This window comes from Photobacterium angustum, from assembly GCF_003026365.1.
GTDB classification, from domain to species: domain Bacteria; phylum Pseudomonadota; class Gammaproteobacteria; order Enterobacterales; family Vibrionaceae; genus Photobacterium; species Photobacterium angustum.
Window position 1 is genome coordinate 267,655 of sequence record NZ_PYOM01000003.1, and the last position, 22,168, is coordinate 289,822.

21 protein-coding genes and 1 pseudogene are annotated in these 22,168 nt (G+C 36.1%); 14 read left to right on the top strand and 8 right to left on the bottom strand.

The features are described 5' to 3' along the window. Positions 1 to 68: 68 nt before the first annotated feature. Entirely contained in the window at positions 69 to 299 is a 231-nt protein-coding gene (locus CTN01_RS04695; protein WP_045148626.1) for a hypothetical protein, read from the top strand. Positions 300 to 478: 179 nt separating this feature from the next. Beyond that, positions 479 to 730, top strand: coding sequence for a TIGR03643 family protein (locus CTN01_RS04700; protein WP_045130821.1), 252 nt, complete (start codon positions 479 to 481; stop codon positions 728 to 730). Between the two features lie 78 nt (positions 731 to 808). Here CTN01_RS04700 and CTN01_RS04705 read toward each other — a convergent pair whose 3' ends face one another. From CTN01_RS04705 to CTN01_RS04715, 3 genes and pseudogenes are all read right to left on the bottom strand, one after another. Next, entirely contained in the window at positions 809 to 1,657 is an 849-nt protein-coding gene (locus CTN01_RS04705; RefSeq protein WP_045148629.1) for a dimethyl sulfoxide reductase anchor subunit family protein, read from the bottom strand. Beyond that, complete coding sequence (locus CTN01_RS04710; RefSeq protein WP_045083461.1) at positions 1,657 to 2,304, bottom strand: DMSO/selenate family reductase complex B subunit; 648 nt, start codon at positions 2,302 to 2,304, stop codon at positions 1,657 to 1,659. Before CTN01_RS04710 ends, CTN01_RS04705 begins: the two co-directional genes overlap by 1 nt. Then, positions 2,301 to 4,756, bottom strand: a pseudogene (locus CTN01_RS04715) (DMSO/selenate family reductase complex A subunit). The gene CTN01_RS04710 and the pseudogene CTN01_RS04715 overlap by 4 nt, the downstream one beginning before the upstream one ends. Before the next feature lie 506 nt (positions 4,757 to 5,262). Between CTN01_RS04715 and napF the strand changes: the two are divergent. The 7 genes from napF to CTN01_RS04750 all read left to right on the top strand — a co-directional run bounded on the left by napF (position 5,263) and on the right by CTN01_RS04750 (position 13,999). Continuing rightward, positions 5,263 to 5,784, top strand: coding sequence for a ferredoxin-type protein NapF (gene napF / locus CTN01_RS04720; protein ID WP_045148630.1), 522 nt, complete (start codon positions 5,263 to 5,265; stop codon positions 5,782 to 5,784). A 731-nt stretch (positions 5,785 to 6,515) separates the two neighbouring features. Then, a complete protein-coding gene (locus CTN01_RS04725; protein WP_107342105.1) occupies positions 6,516 to 7,922 on the top strand; it encodes a disulfide bond formation protein B in 1,407 nt (468 codons plus the stop codon). A gap of 78 nt (positions 7,923 to 8,000) precedes the next feature. Continuing rightward, a complete protein-coding gene (locus tag CTN01_RS04730; RefSeq protein ID WP_181318106.1) occupies positions 8,001 to 9,602 on the top strand; it encodes a cytochrome ubiquinol oxidase subunit I in 1,602 nt (533 codons plus the stop codon). Then, positions 9,602 to 10,738, top strand: coding sequence for a cytochrome d ubiquinol oxidase subunit II (gene cydB / locus CTN01_RS04735; RefSeq protein ID WP_045148632.1), 1,137 nt, complete (start codon positions 9,602 to 9,604; stop codon positions 10,736 to 10,738). The genes CTN01_RS04730 and cydB overlap by 1 nt, the downstream gene beginning before the upstream one ends. 11 nt (positions 10,739 to 10,749) lie before the next feature. Next, positions 10,750 to 10,833 (top strand): cytochrome bd oxidase small subunit, CydX/CbdX family, encoded by an 84-nt coding sequence (locus CTN01_RS04740; RefSeq protein WP_080896190.1) that lies wholly within the window; start codon positions 10,750 to 10,752, stop codon positions 10,831 to 10,833. Between the two features lie 575 nt (positions 10,834 to 11,408). Continuing rightward, entirely contained in the window at positions 11,409 to 13,742 is a 2,334-nt protein-coding gene (feoB, locus tag CTN01_RS04745) for a Fe(2+) transporter permease subunit FeoB (protein WP_045148633.1), read from the top strand. Further along, positions 13,742 to 13,999, top strand: coding sequence for a FeoC-like transcriptional regulator (locus CTN01_RS04750; protein ID WP_080896191.1), 258 nt, complete (start codon positions 13,742 to 13,744; stop codon positions 13,997 to 13,999). Before feoB ends, CTN01_RS04750 begins: the two co-directional genes overlap by 1 nt. 105 nt (positions 14,000 to 14,104) lie before the next feature. Here CTN01_RS04750 and CTN01_RS04755 read toward each other — a convergent pair whose 3' ends face one another. From CTN01_RS04755 to CTN01_RS04770, 4 genes are read right to left on the bottom strand one after another with little or no spacing between them, the layout of a single operon-like run. Continuing rightward, positions 14,105 to 14,323: a hypothetical protein gene (locus tag CTN01_RS04755; protein WP_045148634.1), complete on the bottom strand. Its 219-nt coding sequence runs from the start codon at positions 14,321 to 14,323 to the stop codon at positions 14,105 to 14,107. 32 nt (positions 14,324 to 14,355) lie between these two features. Next, positions 14,356 to 14,790, bottom strand: coding sequence for a TraR/DksA family transcriptional regulator (locus CTN01_RS04760; protein WP_045083464.1), 435 nt, complete (start codon positions 14,788 to 14,790; stop codon positions 14,356 to 14,358). Then, on the bottom strand, positions 14,787 to 15,824 hold the full coding sequence (locus CTN01_RS04765) for a CobW family GTP-binding protein (RefSeq protein ID WP_045148636.1): 1,038 nt from the start codon (positions 15,822 to 15,824) through the stop codon (positions 14,787 to 14,789). Before CTN01_RS04765 ends, CTN01_RS04760 begins: the two co-directional genes overlap by 4 nt. Next, entirely contained in the window at positions 15,814 to 16,374 is a 561-nt protein-coding gene (locus tag CTN01_RS04770; protein ID WP_045148638.1) for an LbetaH domain-containing protein, read from the bottom strand. The genes CTN01_RS04765 and CTN01_RS04770 overlap by 11 nt, the downstream gene beginning before the upstream one ends. 349 nt (positions 16,375 to 16,723) lie before the next feature. On the opposite strand from CTN01_RS04770, the gene CTN01_RS04775 reads away from it, so the two are divergent. The 5 genes from CTN01_RS04775 to artM all read left to right on the top strand — a co-directional run bounded on the left by CTN01_RS04775 (position 16,724) and on the right by artM (position 20,675). Then, the gene (locus CTN01_RS04775; RefSeq protein ID WP_005368312.1) at positions 16,724 to 17,275 is read left to right on the top strand and encodes a YagU family protein; all 552 of its coding nucleotides are present in this window, start codon (positions 16,724 to 16,726) and stop codon (positions 17,273 to 17,275) included. A gap of 511 nt (positions 17,276 to 17,786) precedes the next feature. Continuing rightward, complete coding sequence (gene artP, locus CTN01_RS04780) at positions 17,787 to 18,515, top strand: arginine ABC transporter ATP-binding protein ArtP (protein ID WP_045083559.1); 729 nt, start codon at positions 17,787 to 17,789, stop codon at positions 18,513 to 18,515. A gap of 52 nt (positions 18,516 to 18,567) precedes the next feature. Beyond that, positions 18,568 to 19,296: an arginine ABC transporter substrate-binding protein gene (locus CTN01_RS04785; protein WP_045148639.1), complete on the top strand. Its 729-nt coding sequence runs from the start codon at positions 18,568 to 18,570 to the stop codon at positions 19,294 to 19,296. 3 nt (positions 19,297 to 19,299) lie between these two features. Continuing rightward, positions 19,300 to 20,007, top strand: coding sequence for an arginine ABC transporter permease ArtQ (artQ, locus tag CTN01_RS04790; RefSeq protein WP_045083467.1), 708 nt, complete (start codon positions 19,300 to 19,302; stop codon positions 20,005 to 20,007). Then, positions 20,004 to 20,675 carry an arginine ABC transporter permease ArtM gene (gene artM, locus CTN01_RS04795; RefSeq protein ID WP_045148640.1) on the top strand — a complete coding sequence of 224 codons (672 nt, stop codon included), beginning with the start codon at positions 20,004 to 20,006 and terminating at the stop codon, positions 20,673 to 20,675. Before artQ ends, artM begins: the two co-directional genes overlap by 4 nt. Before the next feature lie 59 nt (positions 20,676 to 20,734). On the opposite strand, the gene CTN01_RS04800 is transcribed toward artM, so the two are convergent. Further along, entirely contained in the window at positions 20,735 to 21,931 is a 1,197-nt protein-coding gene (locus tag CTN01_RS04800; RefSeq protein WP_045083468.1) for a 3-phenylpropionate MFS transporter, read from the bottom strand. Positions 21,932 to 22,168: the final 237 nt, after the last annotated feature.

A 22,168-nucleotide genomic window follows, 5' to 3' on the forward strand; every position in this document is an offset into this window, starting at 1 on the left:
TTTAACACTAGTAAGGTGATATTACTTTCTTTCAGGCGCCAATCTATTGAGCGACAAAGGTATTTCAAATGTTTGATACGTACATCTCTTACATCAAAATATTAGCATCAGACTTTGCGAAATATTTTCTCGCTACAGTGTTAGTGATCGGCATAAAAGGTGAATTGTTCAATATCGGCTTGCGAATTTGGTCAGACAACGAGATGTCATTTTATGAAGATGGTTTGTGGCAAATCACTTTGATCTTATCGTTCTTGATTACTTGTTGTGTGATGATACATAAGTATGCTCCCGAATAGTTGTGTCATATGAAATTTACTTAATCATAAAGCAAGACAAACAAGAGGCTAAATTATTAGCGCCCTATTTCTATCGTATCGAATTTCTAATTTTTATAATTATCTCTATTAAAATCAAAAATTAAACTTTATATCAATCAATTACGTACTGACTTTTATATGTAAATGGAGAGTAATTGATGACAAGCACACAAGAGTCACTATCACGTATCATTGAGATGGCTTGGGAAGATAGAACCCCTTTTGAAGCGATTGCAGTACAATATGGTCTGGATGAACAAGGTGTGATCAAGCTAATGCGACAACATCTTAGGCCAAGTAGCTTTAAACTATGGCGAAAGCGCGTATCAGGAAGAAAAACCAAACACTTAAAATTGCGTTCACCAGAAGTCAACCGTGGGTATTGTCCAACACAATACAAACAGCGCTAGCTGATAAGAATTCGATATAACAATGCGCCAATCCACTAGGAGTGTGAAGGCGCATTGTCTTAACCACCAATTTAATAGTTAAAGTAATCCAACGGTGAAATGCATTCCATAAAATGTCCCTCGCCCAAAAATCTCAGCAACAAATATCGCAACAAATGCCAGCGAAAGAAGCATAGTTACCTGTTTCTTTTCACTGTTTATCGCTCGCATCCATAACCAGCCAGCTAATAGCATCAGCACACATTGGATAATAATCATTGGCATATAAGCTTGCAGATTTGTTGTCGCTTGATGGATTGATGTCGCTATACTCGAAAAACTGATAGTACGAATAATGATCACGATAAAATGCAAGCCAATTATTAATAAGCCAAAGGCTGCCATTCTCTTGTTAGCATTGGCATTACTACCGCCAAACACATTAAGCAATAAGCTCCCGAATAACACACCAGCAGTCATTACCGTAAAAATAAAATCTAACGGTGTAAATATGTTATCCCACAGCGGTACTGTTTCAATTAAATAAACTTTTACCATTGCAGCCATAAAAATAATGCCTGCGATAGCTGCTAAGTACCTCAATAAACTTCGAAAACGTTGCTTAGATTTATGACAAACTTCTGTTAACCAATAACACCCCGTAAGAGCAAAGAAAATAGAGCCTGTGAGAATTTCATTAGATAAACCTGACCCACCAACGCGGTTTAATGAGTTAAAAGCGCGCAAAGGACTTCCTAAATGCATTGTTGAAGAAGCAAAGCCTATAGTCATAAAAGCTAAAACAAAAAATATTGTTTTCACTGCAACTAAACGTCTTTGTTTACCATCAGGAATGCTGTTTAAGTGTGCTATAACCATTAGATAACCACCGACAGCACACTGGGCAAGTACTGTAAAAAAGACTAATGGTAGTTCAAGAAAATGCATTAGATGATCTCCTTAGGGTTTTGTAGAAAGCCAGATTTATCCCCGAGAGGTCGTGCATTGGGGTTAAGTTTCACAATTAAATTAGGGCTTGTAAGTTGGGAACTAGGTAAAGGCGCACAATCAGCGTTATTACCATACTTTGCTCTAAGCTCATTAATATCGCCAAATTCAATAGCACGTAAGGGGCAAGAGTCTACGCACACTGGCATGAGTCCCAAAGCAACACGCTCATAACAGCCATCACATTTGGTCATATGTCCTTTTTCTTCACTATATTGTGGCGCACCATATGGGCACGCCATATGACAATATTTACAACCGATACATACATCTTCATTAACCACAACTAAGCCATCTTCTTCACGCTTATGCATAGCTCCGGATGGACAAACTTTCGTGCACTCAGGGTGTGTACAGTGATTACATGAAATTGAAAGGTAATATGCGAAAACATTTTGACGATAAACACCGTTGTTTTCAGACCAATTACCACCAACATATTCATAAACCCGACGAAAATTACGTTTTACATCTAGGTTTTTTTTATCTTTACATGATAATTGGCAAGTTTTACAACCGGTACATTTACTTGAATCAATAAAGAACCCGTATTGTTTCTTAACTTTCGTAGGTGCTTGGTTAATCATGCTTCAACCCCCATGCTTTTTAATAACGTAATCTCCACCAAGTTTATATGTGAAGGGTTAGCTTTTGCCAACGGAGTAGGACGGCTATTGGTTAGAGTATTTAACGCACCATTCATGTCTATTCCCTTTTTATTCGGTGCATACCAAGCGCCATCTCCCATTGCTGTAACACCAGGCATAACACGTGGAGTCACCTTCGCGCCCACTTGTGTTTCACCAAAACGGCTTTGAACTAAGACTAAGTCACCATTTTTGATACCACGTTTTCCGGCATCAATTGGATTAATCCAAATCTCTTGAGGGATTGCCGCTTTCAGCAATGCAACATTGCCATATGTTGAGTGCACACGACCTTTAAAATGAAATCCTGTCATTTGCAGTGGGAATTGTTTTCGATGAGGAGAATCCCATCCATCAAAGCTTGGGTGGTATTCAGAGATAGGCGTGATGTGTTCATCATCTTTTAGCTCCCATTTGGTTGCTATCTCAGCTAATTGCTCTGAATATATTTCAATTTTACCTGAAGGCGTTCCAAGTGGATTGGCAATAGGGTCTTTACGGAAGCTCTCTAGTGCGACAAAAGGTCGATCATATTGCTTTTTATATATCCCTTGCGATTTCATCGTTTCATAATTTGGCAGATCAGGATCATTGTTCTGTAGCCTAGTTTGCTCATACATCCATTTAAGCCAGTCTTCTTGACTACGGCCTTCAGTAAAAGCTTGCTCTACACCTAATCGTTTAGCCAGATCTGACATAATGTCGTAAATTGGGCGACACTCAAATCGAGGTTTAATGACTTGGCTATCAAAGATAAAGTAAGGCATCATGCCTCCAGCACCATCCCATCCATACAGAAATCAGCCTGCTCAGATGCGGTGCAATCAGGAAGAATAATATCGGCATATTTCGCTGATGCTGTCATGTGGTTTTCAATCACAACAATCATTTCGCACGCTTTATCGTCTTCAAGAATCTTTTTGGTTCGATTAATATTTGCGTGTTGATTTATGAGTGTATTACTTGCATAAGCCCAAATAAATTTGATTGGATTTTGTAGCTGCTCTACACCACGTAGTCCATCTCGTGTGGGAGTTAATTCTTTATAACGGGTAATCGCATCAGTCCAAAGAAAGAAGGGAATTGTCGCTTTTACTGGGTTTTTTAAAGTAGGAAAACGTACAAAAGGATAGGTATGGTCACCCTCTCGCATACCTGTGCTTCCTCCTTGTAAGCCAACTTGCCCACAAAGAATAGGTATCATTGCTACCGCTTTACATGCTTGCTCACCATTAGAAGAACGTTGAATGCCCCACCCTTGAGATAGATATAAGCGTTTTGCATCCCCTATTTCTCTTGCCAACTTAATAATATCGTCTTCTGGGATCCCTGTTATTTGTGAAGCCCATTGGGGAGTTTTTGGTGTATTATCATCACCATGACCTAAAATGTAATCCTTATAACTACCATTTTTTGGGGCAGATGAAGGAAGTGTTTTTTCGTCATAACCAACACAGTATTTATCTAAAAAATCTTGGTTTACCTTACTTTCTGTGATCAGTACATGAGCTATACCAGCACATAGCGCGGCATCGGTGCCCTGACGAATAGGAATCCATTGATCTTCTCGCCCACAAGCGGTATCTGTGTAACGTGGATCAATAACGATAATACGTGTATTACTGCGCTTCTCGGTTTCCATATAATTATGGATATTACCACCGCCAGACATCCTTGTTTCTGCAGGGTTATTACCAAAAAATACACAAAGATCAGCATTTGCAATATCATCAATACCATTGGTTGACATGTAATCACCGTATAGGTAACCACTGATTGCTGCTAATGAGCCTGTTGAATAGTCACCATAATGATTAAGATAGCCACCTTTTAAATTCATTAATCGTGCGATCAAAGTCTCACTAGGAGACCAGCTTTTGGTTACCGTTCCACCTAAGGTACCCGTACCGTAATTAATATAAACCGCGTCATTACCGTATTCATGAATTGTTTTATTTAGACTCGCAGCAATCGTATCTAAAGCTTCATCCCAGCTAATACGTTTAAATTTCCCTTCACCTCGCTTACCTATTCGCTTTAGTGGGTATTTTAAGCGATCAGGATTATACACTCTTCTACGCATTGAACGTCCTCGTAAACAAGCACGCACCTGGTGTTCATGATTAAAAATATCTTTTCCTGTATTGTCTGTCTCAACCCACTTAATCTCATCATCAATAACATGCATACGCAATGGACAGCGACTACCGCAATCAATTGTACAAGCCGACCAAATAATTTTTTCATCTGGTTTTGGTAACGTTTCTTTTGCTTGTACTTTTTTACTAAATGGAAGTGTCATGCCACTTGTAGCTAATGCTAATGTACTTAACGCTGTTCCTCCTTTAACAAAATTACGACGTGAAACTTTACATTCATTATTATCCCATATTTTATATGGCACTTTATCATTACCTAAATATTATTTATCACGGTAATAAAGTCTATTCTGCGAATATTTTACCAACATTGTTTAAAATCAATTTTTGATTTATGACACAAATCAAACTTTTTCTTAACAAGCAATAAATAAAAAATAAAAAATAAAACAAACAAAAAATATAAAAATAAAAAAACAAAACCAACCCATTAAAAACAATCACTTAAAGGTTATAAATTAAAAAATAATGTTTATTGTAAATTTTAAAAAATAAAAAAAAAGCAAAAAAAAACAACCATCACAAAATAGAACCTTATCAAATAATTATTAAATAATTATCAAAGTAAATATAATTTAAATTAGCCTGTTGTTATATAATTTAATCTTATCTATGTTGAAATTTAAAACTCACAACATTGACAATACTTATTTTAAGTAGAAATAATAGCACTGGTAACATTATATTACTCGTTAACCAATCAATTATTTACTTCTAATATTTAATTAAGGAAATGAGAATGACAAACCTAAGCCGTCGCGCCTTATTAGGAGGGACACTATTTCAGAAATTACACCATAAAAATATTGCCATTAATTCCAAAGTTATAAGAACGATACCCCGCCCACCGACTGCTGTAGATGAGGATATATTTAAGCGACTATGTACTCAGTGTGGACAATGTAAAACAGTCTGTCCGGAGCACGTAATCATCTTTAAAGATGGATACCCAGTCATTAATATAGAATACTCCGCATGTACTTTATGTTTTAAATGCAAAGCAGTTTGTCCGACTAACGCCCTTTCTAATTTGTTAAACGACACTGGACTTCGTGTCCATATTACTAATACTTGTATTAACGAATACGTTTATTGTAATGAATGTGAGGCAAGTTGCCCTGTATCTGCTTTACAGTGGCAAGACAAACAAATACCAACAATTGATCATGATAAATGCATTGGATGTGGTTTGTGTAAAAATGACTGTTATATTGAAGCCATTACTATGTATGAAGAAACAATGTGTAGTGATAATAATTAGAATAATTTTTATCGCTTGATAACGGGGAGACCTATAGAAGTATTGTACTTACTAAAAAGCGGGATATAAGCTATCGTAAATAATGCATCTAAACAAAACTTATAGAGCCCGTAATAGTATAAGGAAAATACATTTTTATCATAAATACGTATGTTATGCTTAAATCATATAGTCGGCGAGGTCATCCAATCTTACCTTAATTTTTGCTTCAATTTGGCTTCCCGCATCCTCATCAATCCAAAAACCAAGGTTTATTATACTATTTCCAATGATTTTTTAATGAGATTTTGGCATTAGACTAAAATGAGTAATGAATATAGCCTGTACGCCCTTGCTTCTTGATTTATTTTCATCCAACTTAAGTAGTCAAACCATTAATTTCCTTGATATTTTTAACTTCATTAATATTAGATATATAAATTTACGACTGTTCTTTGTTAAGATAAAATTAACATTACTTTAAAAAAATTAAAATTCCCTTAAACATTGCGAGCAATTATAATTCCAAGCATAAATATTATTTATTTTAAAAAATTTAATAATTTCATTAAAAAGGCGTGAATTTGGAATTCATATTATTATCTTTAATATTAACATGTTCTATTTTAGTGGTTTTTTTCCCTATTATGGAAAAGTTAATTAGCAAGTTTTTATTGATATCTGTAAGTATAGGTATCTTATATACTTTAATTGTTTGTTGGGAAATGATACTACCTATGGGGAATTATTAATTGAAGCTTTTAAATCGTTTTCAAGTATCTTTTTTGTCTTCAGTTTTATCCTTAGGTTTTAATTGTATTCCTATTGGTATTGCTACCATTATACTTAGTTATACTCTTGGTGATAACCCATGTATAATCTGTTGGGAAGAAAGAATTGCTATTATTCTTATATCTCTCAACTTTCTTATTATATCTCGATATGGCCTAAGATTAAAATATATATGTACATTTTATATTATATGTATATACGGGTTATGGTTAAGTATCTACCATAGCTCTGCTCATCTTCATCAAGATATTGGACAAGGTTTTGGCGGATTAGTACTTGGTGCACACGAATATATATGGGGAGTACTATTATTCATTTCCACATTATTAATAATGTCTTTTTTAATAGGATTCTCTGATGATGAGGGATTAATAAGTTCAACATATATTCGCTGGGGATTGATACAAAAATTATCAGGTTATAGCTTTATTTTTATTGCTTCATTAAACGTTATCCAAGCATTTACCCAAGTTGGACCACCACCTTTTATTGGGCAGTCAAATCCAGAGAGTTTTAGCTATAGCTTAAGTGATACGGTATGGAGTACAAAACATTGGCCTTCAATTTCGAGTTTCTCTTTCAGAGGAAGTAATTATATAGAACAACCAAACTTTGATAAATTAAAAGTTGACGATGATACGAAACTCGAAGATGGAAAAATCATAACACCCAATAATATTATAGACTTACCAAGTGGAGTTAACGGTAGGATAACAGGGATAACTTATTCAAAAGAGTATAATATTATAGCTTTTTCTACTAATAAAAATTGGGTTTATATTGTAGACTCTAAATTTTCAAAAATATTGAGTAAATATAAAATTGATTCTAAGTTCTCCACTGATGTAAATAATATATCTGGAATATCTATTTATAAAAATAGATATTTAATTGTTAACTCCACATATAAAAGCTATGTGAAGTTATCGATTGATAAATTATTTAAGATGAAAGAAATTAGTAGAGGTAATTTAAATACTATAAGGGCAAAAAATAGTTATATTGGTAGTAGTGCTGTTGATAATAAAGAGTATTTAACTTTATCTTTACCAAATAAGTTTAATAAAAAATTAGTATTATCACACTTTAGCTTAGAAGATATGATTTTAAATTCAGAGAATATTATATCATTAAATACTGTAGTTACACCATCAATAACAGGTATGGCTATTAGAGGAAATAATATGTTTTTACTAAATAACTCTGGAAAACAATTAATAATAATAGATAAAAACACTTCTAAAATACTAAAAAAATATGATCTTGGTAATACTAACAACCCTCAAGGTATAACTGTTACCTCTAATAAAGTATTAATTTCCGATCAGAAAAATGGTAAAAACACAATAAAGTCATATCTAATATAAATCATATATAAATAATAGGGGAGGTGAGCTTTTTCATCTCCTTAATTTTAAATTTAGATGGATAACATAAATCTCATGATATTAGATGTAGTAGATCTATCAAGACTCCAATTTGCACTTACTGCAATGTTTCACTTTTTATTCGTACCTCTCACATTAGGTATGACATTTTTATTAGTTATAATGGAATCAACCTATGTTTTAACAGGTAAAAAAATATATAAGGATATGACAAAATTTTGGGGTAAACTTTTTGCTATTAATTTTGCAATTGGTGTCGCAACTGGTTTAACTTTTGAGTTTCAATTTGGTACAAATTGGTCTTATTACTCTCATTATGTTGGTGATATCTTTGGTGTTCCTCTAGCTATTGAAGCATTGTTAGCTTTTTTTCTTGAATCAACCATGATCGGTTTGTTTTTCTTTGGTTGGGATCGTTTATCAAAGCGTCAACATCTTGCTGTTACTTGTTGTGTAGCCTTTGGCTCAAATATGTCGGCATTATTTATTCTTATTGCGAATGCATGGATGCAAAATCCTAAAGGCGCTACATTTAATTTTGAAACTATGCGAATGGAGATGGTTAATTTTACAGACGTGCTCTTCAATCCTATTGCACAAGTTAAGTTTGTACATACAGTTTCCTCTGGGTATGTTTGTGGTTCAATGTTCGTAATAGGTATTAGTGCATATTACTTACTAAAAGGACGCGATATAGATTTTGCTAAGCGTTCATTTACAATTGCTGCTTCTTTTGGTTTATTTTCAATTATTTCTGTAATGCTCTTAGGAGATGAATCGGGATATGAGTTAGGTCATATTCAGCAAACAAAATTAGCCGCAATTGAAGCTGAGTGGCACACAGAGAGTGCACCAGCATCATTCACTGCATTTGGTTTCCCTAATCAGGAATCAATGGAAACTGATTACGCTATCAAAATACCTTATCTAATGGGAATTATTGCAACACGTTCTCTAGATACCCCTGTAAAAGGAATAGATGATCTTAAAAAAGAAAATGAAGAACGAATTCGGAACGGTATGGTTGCGTATGGTCTTTTAGAGAAATTACGTTCAGGTGATAAGACGACTGAAAATATTGCAGCTTTCAATAACGTTAAAAAAGATCTTGGCTATGGGTTATTACTTAAACCTTATACTGAAAAAGTTGTAGACGCGACTTTAAGTCAAATTCAAAAGGCCGTTGATGATTCTATTCCTAAAGTTTGGCCTTTATTCTTTAGCTTCCGAATCATGGTGGCTGCTGGCTTCTTAATGTTTACAATTATTGGAGCTGCATTTATTCAGTCTTGTCGTCATAAGATCACGTCTAATAAACTAGTACTAAAAGCTGCACTACTTGGTATTCCACTACCTTGGCTTGCAATTGAATCAGGTTGGTTCGTTGCAGAATATGGTCGTCAGCCTTGGGCTGTTAGTGAAGTGTTACCTGTGAACATCGCAGCATCTCAATTAGATACTTCACAATTATTATTTTCACTGTCACTTGTTATCGGTCTTTATATTTTATTCTTAATCGCTGAATCTTATTTAATGATTAAATTTGCTCGCTTAGGTCCAAGTAGCTTGAAGACAGGTCGTTACTACTTTGAACAAAGTGATAAACCAAGAAATATTGTTTCTTATCAGGTTGAAGCTTACGCTGGGGAAAACAAATAATGTTTGATTATGAAAGCTTACGACTAATTTGGTGGATACTAATCGGTATGCTTTGCATCGGTTTTGCAATTACTGATGGCTTCGATATGGGTGTAGGTATCCTATCTCATATTATTGGTAAAACAGATAACGAACGTCGAGTAATGATCAATTCTATCGCACCTCACTGGGATGGTAACCAAGTATGGCTAATCACTATAGGTGGTACTTTGTTTGCGGCATGGCCTTTAGTTTATGGGACTGTGTTATCTGGCTTCTATGTCGCAATAATTTTAACGCTAGCTGCACTTTGGCTTCGTCCTCTTGGCTTCGATTACCGTTCAAAGTTGACAGCTCCACAATGGCGTAGTCTTTGGGATAAAGCAATCTTCGTAGGTAGCTTTGTACCACCTGTGATCTTCGGTGTTTCGTTCGGTAACCTAATGCAAGGTGTTCCATTTGAGCTAAACGAGTTCTTGATCCCAACTTATAAGGGTTCATTCTTTGGTCTGCTAAATCCATTCGCATTATTATGTGGTGTGGTTAGCTTACTGATGATCGTGACACAAGGTGCGACATTCCTACAAATGAAAACAACAGATGCCATTCATGAGCGTTCTCGTAAGGTTGCTGCAGGCTCTGCAATACTAATGGTTGCTGTATTTGTTATTGCTGGCTTTGTATCTCAAAGCATCAATGGTTATGTGATTACATCTGAAATCATTAAAAATGCACCTTCAGATCCAACAACAAAAGATGTAATGCGTCAGACAGGTGCATTGTTTATTAACTATGCGAACTACCCAGCACTATGGATTGCACCAATTCTTGCTGTGGTGATGCCGTTACTGACAGCGCTTTGTTCACGTGCCAACCGTGCTGGTTTTGCTTTCTTATTCTCAAGTCTAACTATGGTAGGTGTTATCTTAACGTTTGGTTTTGCAACATTCCCATTTATTATGCCTTCAAGTCTAGATCCGAACATCAGTTTTACCATTTGGGATGCAACATCATCTAAGCTGACACTTAAGATCATGACTATAGTAGCATTCATTATGGTTCCAATTATATTAGCTTACACCTCATGGTGTTACTATAAAATGTTTGGTAGCCTCGACTCTAAATTTATAGAAAAAAATAGTACATCACTTTATTAGGAATATAAATTATGTGGTTCATCGCTTGGTTTATAGGTATTTTACTTGCCTGTATGTTCAGTATTATCTGCGTGTTATTATCTGAAAATACTTAGTAATATTAAAACAGCTACGTTTTAATAGTCTTTAATTATTTTTTAGAGCGCCTATATCATAGATTATTGAATAGGCGCTATATCAATATGAAGAGAACTAAAGTATAGTTATTTAAAATAATAAGATTGATCTTTAATATTAAATCACTAATAAAATATATTAATAACTTATAACTATATAAATCATTCCCATAAAAATCACTTAATAAAAAATTTAAAATACTCCCCTACCTCATTAACATTATAAACATCTATTATATAACTTTGTATTATAATATCTTTGTTATTTATTAACATTATTTAACTATTAATTTTTTATATTTATAGACCTCCTTATGAATGCCAAATATTACCTCCATCAAAAATGAAAATTAAAAATTCAAAAATATTAACAGCCTAACACAGTGAATAAATTATATATAAAAAAAGACCATATTTTCATCTTCATAACAAAGATATTTATTGACTAAGCCAAGTATTATTTTTATAAGTGTATTGATAAGCGATATCATTTCGTTTTGTCCATATATTAAAATTAAACTTACATCTATAAGTACTTACTTGGAGAGTAAATAATGGCAAACACGATTGCCTTACTAGGTAACCCTAACTGTGGAAAAACAACACTGTTTAATGCCTTAACTGGCGCAAGACAACGCACAGGCAACTGGGCTGGAGTTACTGTAGATAAAAAAGAAGGCAACTATTCTTACCATAATAAGAATATAAATATTGTAGATTTGCCTGGTATTTATTCTATGTCTTCATCCGATGAGCAAGGTTCACTCGATGAGCGCATCGCTTGTGAATATATTCTCTCTGATGAGGCGGATCTTGTCGTTAATATTATCGACGCAGCCAACATTGAGAGAAATTTATATTTAACATTACAACTGCTTGAAATGAAAATCCCATGCATTATTGTACTTAACATGTTAGATATTGCTAAACAAAAAAATATAAATATCGATGCGAAAAAGTTGGAATCTGAACTCGGTTGCCCTGTTGTTTCATTAGTTGCAAATAAATCTAAAGGACTCGATGATTTAAAGTCCTCAATTGAAAAACATTTACAAAAAAAATCACTGCCACGTTTATTTACTCAATTTCCACCCGAATTAGACCATACCATTTCTCAACTTTCTGACGTATTCCAAGATCAAATAATCGTTAGCAATAGAAAAAAGTGGCTTGCTATACGTTTGCTTGAATCAGATTCATCTGCCAACAAATATATAAACGGTACAGATATCGCCTCATTTGTCTCTCAATTACAAGCCGATTTTTCAAATACACATAATGAAAATATTGATTTATTAATTGCTGATGCGCGCTACCAAACAGTTGCCGAGATCATTCATCATTGCATCTCAAGTTACCATGCAGGACAGCATAATCTGACTCAATGGATAGATAAGGTTGTGCTTAACCGTTATTTGGGGATTCCGATTTTCCTCATCGTGATGTATTTAATGTTTTGGCTATCAATAAATATTGGTGGTGGGCTTCAACCTATTTTTGATGAAGGCTCTGCAGCAATATTCATTAATGGCACCGCATGGTTATGTTCATCACTCGGTTTTCCTAGTTGGCTAACTGCAATTTTATCGCAAGGGCTTGGTGGCGGTATAAATACCGTTATGCCCTTTATTCCTCAAATTGGTTTGATGTTCCTTTATCTATCAATATTAGAAGATAGCGGTTATATGGCGCGAGCAGCGTTTGTTATTGATCGCTTTATGTCTACGATTGGATTGCCAGGAAAATCCTTTGTTCCACTTATTGTAGGGTTTGGTTGCAACATCCCCTCCATAATGGCTTCGCGTACCCTAGATACGCCAAGAGATCGTATCTTAACGTCCATGATGGCACCCTTTATGTCATGTGGCGCAAGATTAGCGATTTTCGGCGTTTTCTCAGCAGCTTTCTTCCATGGTATGGGCAGTTTTATTGTTTTTTCGCTTTACTTGCTAGGTATTTTTGTCGCTGTCATTACTGGTTTTGTGCTGAAAAAAACCTTATTAACGGGTGAAGCATCACCTTATATTATGGAGTTACCAACTTACCACCTTCCAAGCGTTAAAACGACGCTTATCCACAGTTGGAGTCGCTTACGTGGATTTTTAGTCAAAGCGTGTAAGATCATCATTCCGATTTGTATGCTCGTAATGGCATTGAATAGCGTAAATTTTGAAGGACAAGTTATTGAAAACAATAACCAACAAAATTCAGCCTTATCAGAAATTGGTCGTTGGGTAACACCTGTATTATCTCCACTTGGTGTGAATGAGCAAAATTGGCCAGCCAGTGTGGGATTATTAACGGGCTTTTTAGCAAAAGAAGTGGTTGTCGGCACTTTAAATACCCTATACAGCGCAGAATTAAGTGACAATCAAGCCGCTGCAGATGATGGGCAATCTTTCCATCTACTGTCAGAGTTAAAAGTGGCATGGCAAGACACCATTGATGGTGTTGCCGATAGTTTTTCTTTATCAACACTTAAAAACCCGATAAAAGCCAGTGAAGCCGATGGCTCTATGGGAACAACCGCAATGGGTCAAATGCACAAAGAATTTGGTTCAATGGCAGGAGCCTATGCTTACTTAATCTTTGTTTTACTCTACGTGCCTTGCGTTTCAACTATTGGTGTTATCGCCAAAGAAATTGGTCGAAATTGGGCTTGGTTATCGACTGCATGGGGAGTGGTTGTCGCCTATGCGCTTTCAATCGCCTTCTATCAAACCGCGACTTTCAAAGCACATCCATTAGAGAGCCTGCTTTGGTTGTTTTTCGCTTTTAGTATCGTCACTGCATTTATTATAGGGATTAAGCGCTTATGCAATAAAGTCGATTGGCAAATGTCGATACCAGACTCACCAGCGACACATAACTGCGGAGGATGCCATTAATGATATCGCTAATTACAGTAAGAAATACGGTACGTGATGCAAAAGTAATTTCCTTTAGTCAACTTACTCAGTATTTGAAGTGTGAGCCAAGATGGTTAACCGCATTATTAGACGAATTAATTTTACGTGGAAAAGTTGAGAAATGTGATTCATCACCTTCTTTAGCTTGCGGGAAACATTGCCAAAATTGCCAAACGCAGACAACAGATCCTGTGTATAAATGGTGTGAAAATAAAATCGCTATTTCGCTATGCTAATAGCTAAACCATAATGAAAAAAGACCACATATGCGTGGTCTTTTTTCATGTCTTATAAACACTTAGCGTATTAGGTAGAGCCTAAATACTTGAAACATTTTTGATTCACTTAAGCTCATTTTTTGCTTGCTCAAACCATTGCAGTGTTTTCTGCCTTTGTGATTCGCCATACAACTGAACGAATTTTTTCGTCATGTAATCTTTAGAAGAGTTAAGAGCAGCAATACGCTCTTCAACATACGATAAAGTTAAAGGTTGCTGGCAAATAACAGTAATGCAGTGATGCCACTCTTGATAAGTTTGCGGAATGATCGCTGTGTTCATAAAAGCCTACCTAGTGATAATAAAAAATAGGATCAATCTTTGTATTGGATTTCTTTCATTTCCATCAAAGATTTTACGTCGGCACTGTACTCTGCGGTCGGTCTTATCAGTAACCGAGGAATACCTATTGGCTCACCGGACTCTAAGCAATAACCGTAATTACCTAAACGAATTCGCTCTAACGCCAATTTTATTTTGGGCAAAAGTTTTTGTTCACGTTCAACAATTCTTAAAGCAATACCTGATTGCTCTTCTAATGTTGCACGATCACTGACATCACTCAAATCACTCGCATCTGCCGTATGCCCCATCTCCTCTCTCGCGGCTTGAATGTGATGAGATGTCGACTCATAAAGATCAATCAATCTTTGTTTAAAAAACGCTAATTGAGAATCATCCATGTAATTGTCTTCAGGCTCTTGCAATATTTGCTCTTCAGTTAGCACTCTAATTTCAGTGTTGTTCATGTTATTTCACTCATGTTATTAACAATCAAACAGCCTAAAAGCTTGCCTTCCAATTCATCATCTAATGTATCTGCGATAATTTCGACACGGCTTTCAGCACACTCATCAAGCTCAACTTCTGTGATTCCATCTGCCGTTTTGTTATAACCAAAGATCCCATCAGAAGTGATAAACACGGCCTTCATTCGCTCAACATTCAATGTTTGAAAGAGCTGATGTAATGATTGACGTTCAAAGACTTTTTCAGATGCAAAACGCCAGCCAATACTTTTGAAACCTTCACCTTGGTTAGTGGCTTTTATCACGCCACTTTCAGGTATCAGTTCTTCCGATAGTGCTTCTTCAGATACACTTGTTTGCCTATCACGATGGAGATAAGAAGGCGGTAATACTTCTATAAGTGTTTCACCATCAAACTCATTAAATGGGATCACACCATGTTTAGCAAAAATCACTTTCGTTTTTAGGCTAGCAACTTGCGCGACAAAAGCTTTCAACTTTTCTTTATCCTCAGCTTGATAAAGATCTGTCTTATTTCCTACCACCGTATCGGCAATCGCAATCTGTTGTCTAAATGTGTCATGTGAGGTGTAGCGAGGATCGGATAACTTTCTTGCATCCACTAATGTGATATTTTTCTGTAACGATAGGACATCACGATAATATTCAGTAGAAAGCACTTGCATCACTTCTTTAGGATGACCAAGCCCTGTGGGTTCGATGATCAAGCGATCAGGCTTTGCTTCTGAAAGTAATTGATTAAGCGCAATCTGCATTGGTAAACCAGCGGTACAACACATACAGCCGCCGGGTACTTCCTTAATAAAAATCTGTTGCTCGTTACCGCTTTGACCATGCAGTAAACTGCCATCAACTCCAATTTCACCAAACTCATTAACCAGCACAGCCCAACGTTCGTTATCAGGTTTGCTTTTCATTAAGTGAAGAATAGCTGAGGTTTTCCCGACCCCAAGAAACCCAGTAATAATGTTGGTTGGCACTCCTAAAATTGGCGATGAGACCTTAAAGCTCATTAGCAATCCTCCTGTATCCCTGAACCAGTTCATGGTTAGCAGATACAACCGATTCAGAAAAAGCGGAATATTCAGGTGGGACTTTCGAAATACTATTTAAGTCAAAACCTGCACCAATATTGGTCATTGGCGGCACGTGAAATTTTTCAGGCAGATCTAATCCATCTACAACGCAGTTATGACGGATCACACACCCTTTACCAATAACGGCATTAAATACCACTGAGTTGAAACCAATAAACACATCATCACTCACCTCACACGGCCCATGAATGATTGACCGGTGAGCAATAGAAGAACGTTCACCAATAGTAACTGCAGCCCCCGCTTTTGAGTGAATAACTACACCGTCTTGAATATTAGTATCGCGTTTAATCACAATTGCATCCATTTCACCCAGTTCATTCACTTCATCTGCACGTATTACGGCATAAGGCCCAATGAATACGTTATCTTCTACAATCACTTTGCCACAAATAATTGCAGTAGGATCAATAAACGCAGTTTCAGAAATAGTAGGCATGTGTCCAGTTGGATTTTTTCTAAGCATTTATATTCTCTTTATTATTCATTCGCTATACAACACAAAACCTTTGGTTCCATCATCTATAAAAGATCCCAATAACAAGGTTGTAAAGTATTGATATAAAAATAAACCAAATAGCAATTTATTGTTATGTTATAACATAACAATAAATGATGATCTATTTTTATATGTATAATGAATAAATCAGACGAATAAAAACCTTACTTTCATATATGATTTTTATCATATCGAAGCTATATTCCTTTCGGCTCCATACAATAAAAGCCTTTACATGTGTATTTTTGTTAAGTTTGTGTTCAAAGTTTGTAGATAGAATTGCCTCCCCCCATTTCAACATTAAAAATGATTTACAATGATATTCAACAAACAAAATAACATTATCTTGTTCTATGCTACTTTGGTTGGCGGTTTTATAAGCTCCTTAATAAAATCAGGAACGGAAGCCAACATGCCTCCAAGGGTTGCTGGTGAAATGTCACCTCCAGCTCTAAACATTGATGCTTGGCTTGGGTGGTTAGGTATTAACTCTCACTCACTTGACTACGTATACCAAGGAATCACTATTCCGGGGGCTGTAATGCTCTACCATTGGCTATTTAGTTTTATTTTTGCTTTTGTTTATGTTTATTTATCAGCCATAACTCCAAAAATTAGACTTTGGTACGGTGCTGCTTACGGTATTGTTATTACTCTAGTAATGCACGGCTTCCTTATACCAGCTCTTGGCTTTAGACACCCAGCTTATTTAAATGGGCAAACTGGTTGGTTATGGAATCTAAATGGTTATGAATTTTGGAGTGAGTTAATCGGACATATTTGTTGGTCTTTTTCGATTGAAATTAGTTTAATAGCAGTATTAGCAATTCTATCTAAACCAATAACAGGTGTCTGGGCGAAAAAATAATTCTTCTTGAAGGATTAGAATACATTTCATCAACAATATTTATAAATCACCTCTTCACCTTAGTTAGTTTATGAGTTCAAGATAAACGAGATGGCTAGATAAAAGCTATCTCGTTTTTCTCTTAAACGTAAGCTATAAGTAATCATCAAAGGTTACGATACTGATCAATTCAAATCCCTTAGTATTTCTAAAGCATAATTCCCACAAGATATTCTTTTTTATAACTCTCATCTTTTCCCACTCATAACCACACGATCGCAAATTGAATAATTATCCAATTAGGATTCTTCTTAACAAACACTCCACTTAGGTAATTGTTAATATGCTATTACAGCATTTACCCCACCTACATTTAAACGTTAACTCACGGTTTTAATTAGAATATAAAACCACCAAAAGACTAAAAATTAAACAATAAATTAACAAATTAAATTATTTTTAATTTTTTATTGCATAGAATTCCAACTTAAGTAATATAAACCACAAGTGATAACAAATGCAGAATAAGCGCATGGGCATTCAAGTAAAAAACATTGATAAATTCTATGGTAAGCATCAGGTTTTACATGATGTAACCTTCGAATGTAATAAAGGTGAAACGCTGGTTTTACTTGGCCCAAGCGGTGCAGGTAAAAGCTCTTTACTACGGGTATTAAACCTATTGGAAGATGCCTCTGCTGGCGAGCTGAGTATTGCAGAAAATTATTTTGATTTTAAAAAAACAATCGTTGAAAAAGATGGTTTAAAACTACGTCGTAAAGTTGGCATGGTATTCCAACAATACAATTTGTGGCCCCACAAAACAGTGTTGGAAAATTTAATAGAAGCACCAGTAAAAGTGCTCGGTATCGATAAAGCTCAAGCGAAAAAAGAAGCGCTAGAGCATTTATCAAAATTACAGTTAGCAGATAAAGCCGATGCATGGCCTTTGCAACTGTCTGGCGGTCAACAACAGCGTGTAGCAATTGCACGTGCGTTGATGATGAAGCCTGAAGTGTTGTTATTTGATGAGCCTACTGCGGCGCTTGATCCTGAGATCACAAGCCAAATTGTACAGATCATCAAAACATTAAGCGGCACAGGCATTACCCAAGTAGTGGTTACCCACGAAGTGGATTTTGCAAAAAAAATCGCCAGTCATGTGCTTTACATGGAAAACGGCAAAATTATTGAACACGGCAGTAACGAGGCGTTTAGTCACCCTAAAACCTCACAATTTGCTGATTATTTAAAACATTAACGAATTATATCTCCCATATATATTCGTTCGTAAAGACGCATGGAGTATCGCGATGAATAAAATTTTATTAGCTAGCATTATCGGTCTGGTTTCTTCTCAAGCTATGGCGCAAGACATTAAGTTTGCAATGGAAGCAACCTATGCCCCTTTTGAATACATGGATGAGAATAATCAAATCCAAGGCTTTGACGTTGATATTGCTAAAGCCCTATGTAAAGAGATGGATGCTACCTGTACTTTTCATAACCAATCTTTCGATAGCTTAATTCCAGCTCTTAAATTCAAGCGATACGATGCGGCTATTTCAGCAATGGACATTACTGAAGCACGTCAACAGCAAGTGAGCTTTACTCAACCTTATTACGATAATGCTGCTGGCTTTATTTCAATCAAAGGTAAAGTTTCTGATGTCGCCGCTCTTAAGGGTAAGCGTGTTGGGGTACAAAATGGTTCCACTCACCAGAGCTATTTAACAGATCAAATGCCAGGTGTAACTGCAGTTCCTTACACAAGTTACCAAGATGCTTTTATTGATATGAAAAATGGCCGTATTGACTCGGTATTTGGTGATACTGCAGTTATCGCAGAATGGCTGAAGAAAGACGATAACCTTGCGTATGTAGGCAAGCCGGTAACAAACCCTAAATACTTCGGTAACGGTTTTGGTATCGCGGTAAACAAGGGCAACCAAGAATTGGTTAAACAGTTGAATACGGCACTCGCTAAAATTAAGCAAGATGGCCAGTATCAAGTTATTTTTGATAAGTACTTTGGTAAGTAAATTATGATGTTATCGGGATATTCTCTTTCCCTGTTAGAAGCTAGCTGGATGACAGTCCAGCTTGCTTTTACCAGTTTAGCGGTTGGATTGGTGCTGGCTATGTTGTTTGCTGGCGGTGAGATGTCTCGATTTCGCTTCGTGGCATGGCCAACGACAGCCTTAGTGACAGTATTACGAGGCTTACCTGAACTACTGATTGTTTTATTCATCTTTTTTGGTTCAGGTCAGATTTTATTTTACATCACGGGTGATTATATCGAGATCAGTCCTTTTCTTTCAGGTGTTATTGCGCTTTCACTGATTTTTGCCTCTTATGCAGCGCAAACTATCCGTGGTGCCATTAAAGCTGTGCCTAAAGGACAAAGAGAAGCAGCCAGTGCACTTGGGATCAGCAAGGCAAGAACATTTGTCGCTATTATTATTCCACAAGCGATCCGTCATGCATTACCAGGGTTAACTAACCAATGGTTGGTGTTATTAAAAGATACGGCATTAGTATCGCTCATCGGTGTAACGGATCTTCTAAAACAAGCGCAGTTAAGCTCTGCAGCGACGCATGAAAGTTTTACTTGGTATGCAACAGCTGCGGCAGTGTATTTAGTGATCACTCTAATTACACAACAAATTATTAAACGGATTGATGCGAAATATAGCGTTCGAGAAGGTTCAAGCAACAACAAAAAAACGGTTGTTGAAGGAGCGATGGCATGAATGAACAACACTTTTGGCAATTATTGGATGGCCTTGCCACCAGCTTACAATTGACCCTTGCATCGTTATTAGTTGGCTGTACTCTCGCTCTATTAATGACAATGACATTAATTTTAAGAACCCCTGTTTTACATTGGTTAAGCCGCGGCATCATTACCCTATTTACGGGTACGCCTTTGTTAGTTCAAATCTTTTTGATTTACTACGGACCGGGGCAATTTGAAGGTATTCGTGATAGCTTTGTATGGCAATGGCTCAGCCAACCGTGGTTCTGTGCGATGTTAGCACTAGCATTAAATACAGCCGCTTACAGTACTCAACTGTTTAAAGGTGCGTTTGATGCAATTCCTAAAGGTCAATGGCAAGCATGTCGTGCATTAGGCATGGAAACTAAAACGACATTAAGTACCTTGTTACCTTTTGCTATTCGTCGTTCTGTACCGGCTTATTCTAATGAAGTGATTCTCGTGTTTAAAGGCACATCGCTTGCCAGCACTATTACTATTATGGATATCATGGGTTACGCCCAACGTATTAATGCACAAACCTACGATACGTTAACTGTGTTTGCAATTGCAGGTGCGATGTATCTAACCGTTAATGCACTACTTTCTATTGCGTTTAGACTGATAGAAAAAAAAGCCTTGGCGTTTGAAGTGGCGAATTAAATTTCAATCTTATAAAAAAGCCGATAATTTTCATTATCGGCTTTTTTTATTTTTGTACATTATGCTGAAGCAAATGCTTCATTTCTCAATGGTTGTTCTTCTTTTTTATTTGGCACAGTGTCTTTTACTTTTAAGAAGATACAAGGTACACCCATCGCAGCCATAAACCAGAACATATTTATTTCAGAATGATGCATTAACCATCCGCAAAGTGCAGATACAAGTGCTAATACAAAACCTGCAGGAATTGCATGGTATAACGACTGTAAAGAAACATAATTATGTTTTCGATTTTCTTCGACATAACGAACAGAAGATAAAATCGTACCAGAGAACGTAATACCATGTAGAATCTGACAGAAAACAAGAACATATATGTCATTTGTCGCTGCAGTTAATCCCCAGCGAAGCACTACAGCAATTGCAGCAAGTCTAAATAATGTTGACACTTTCCACTTAGCGAACGCTTTACGACTAATTAAGTAAAAAACGATCACAGAAACTGTCGATAGACTCCATAAATAACCAATCGTATCTGAGTCTAGTCCCTGTTCTTTCCAGTAGACTGTACTGAAGAAATAATAACCACCATGGCTTCCCTCTAACAAAGAAGCGACCAATAAAAATAACAGTGTTTCTTTACAACATAATACTTTGAAAATATTCTTTCTTTTTTGCTCATCATGGTGGCATACCATAGGTACAGTTGGCTTCATTAGAGTACCTAGTAATGTTGCACCCAAGCCAATAGCTCCCATGATTGGTACAGAACTTACACCAAAGTTCTTAACAACCCATCCCATACAAGCCGACGCAACCGTTAATGCAACCGCTCCCCATAAGCGAGTGTAGCCATAATCTAGTCGATCATCTCGAGCATAGTGATTTGATATTGCATCCGAAATAGCTACCGCAGGACCAATCGCTAAATTAAATAACACCAGTAGTAATGCAAGTACCCAAAATGTTGGCGTAATCGTACCTATCCAGATAAAAGCAATAAAGCCGAGTAAGCTTAAAAACATTGACCAACGAAGGAACGGTATGAGGTGCCCAACTTTGTGAAATAAAGGTGTTAATGTAAAGTTGATTACACAACGAGCGGCAAGTCCAAAACCGATCAACATCCCAATATCGGCATCTGAGATCCCTAATTTTTCTAACCATAATCCTCTAAAGGGTAAATAAACCCCATACGAGAACCAGAACATAAATTGATACGTTGACATCCAAACTGATGGTCGACAATTAAACATTCGCACTATTACTCCTTTCAATGTTTTAGTAACAGTAACGAAAATAGTTATCATTAACAATTTGAAGAAATACCATAAAATATTCAAAAACAGTCACAAGTAATGACTGTTTTTAGAATAAATTGGAATATATTTGGATTTATTCCTTTAATTAATGATGATATTTTTAAAAACTAATGTTGCGAAATTGTAAAATCATCTATCTTTATTAGTGTACGTTTGTATTACGACTTCTAT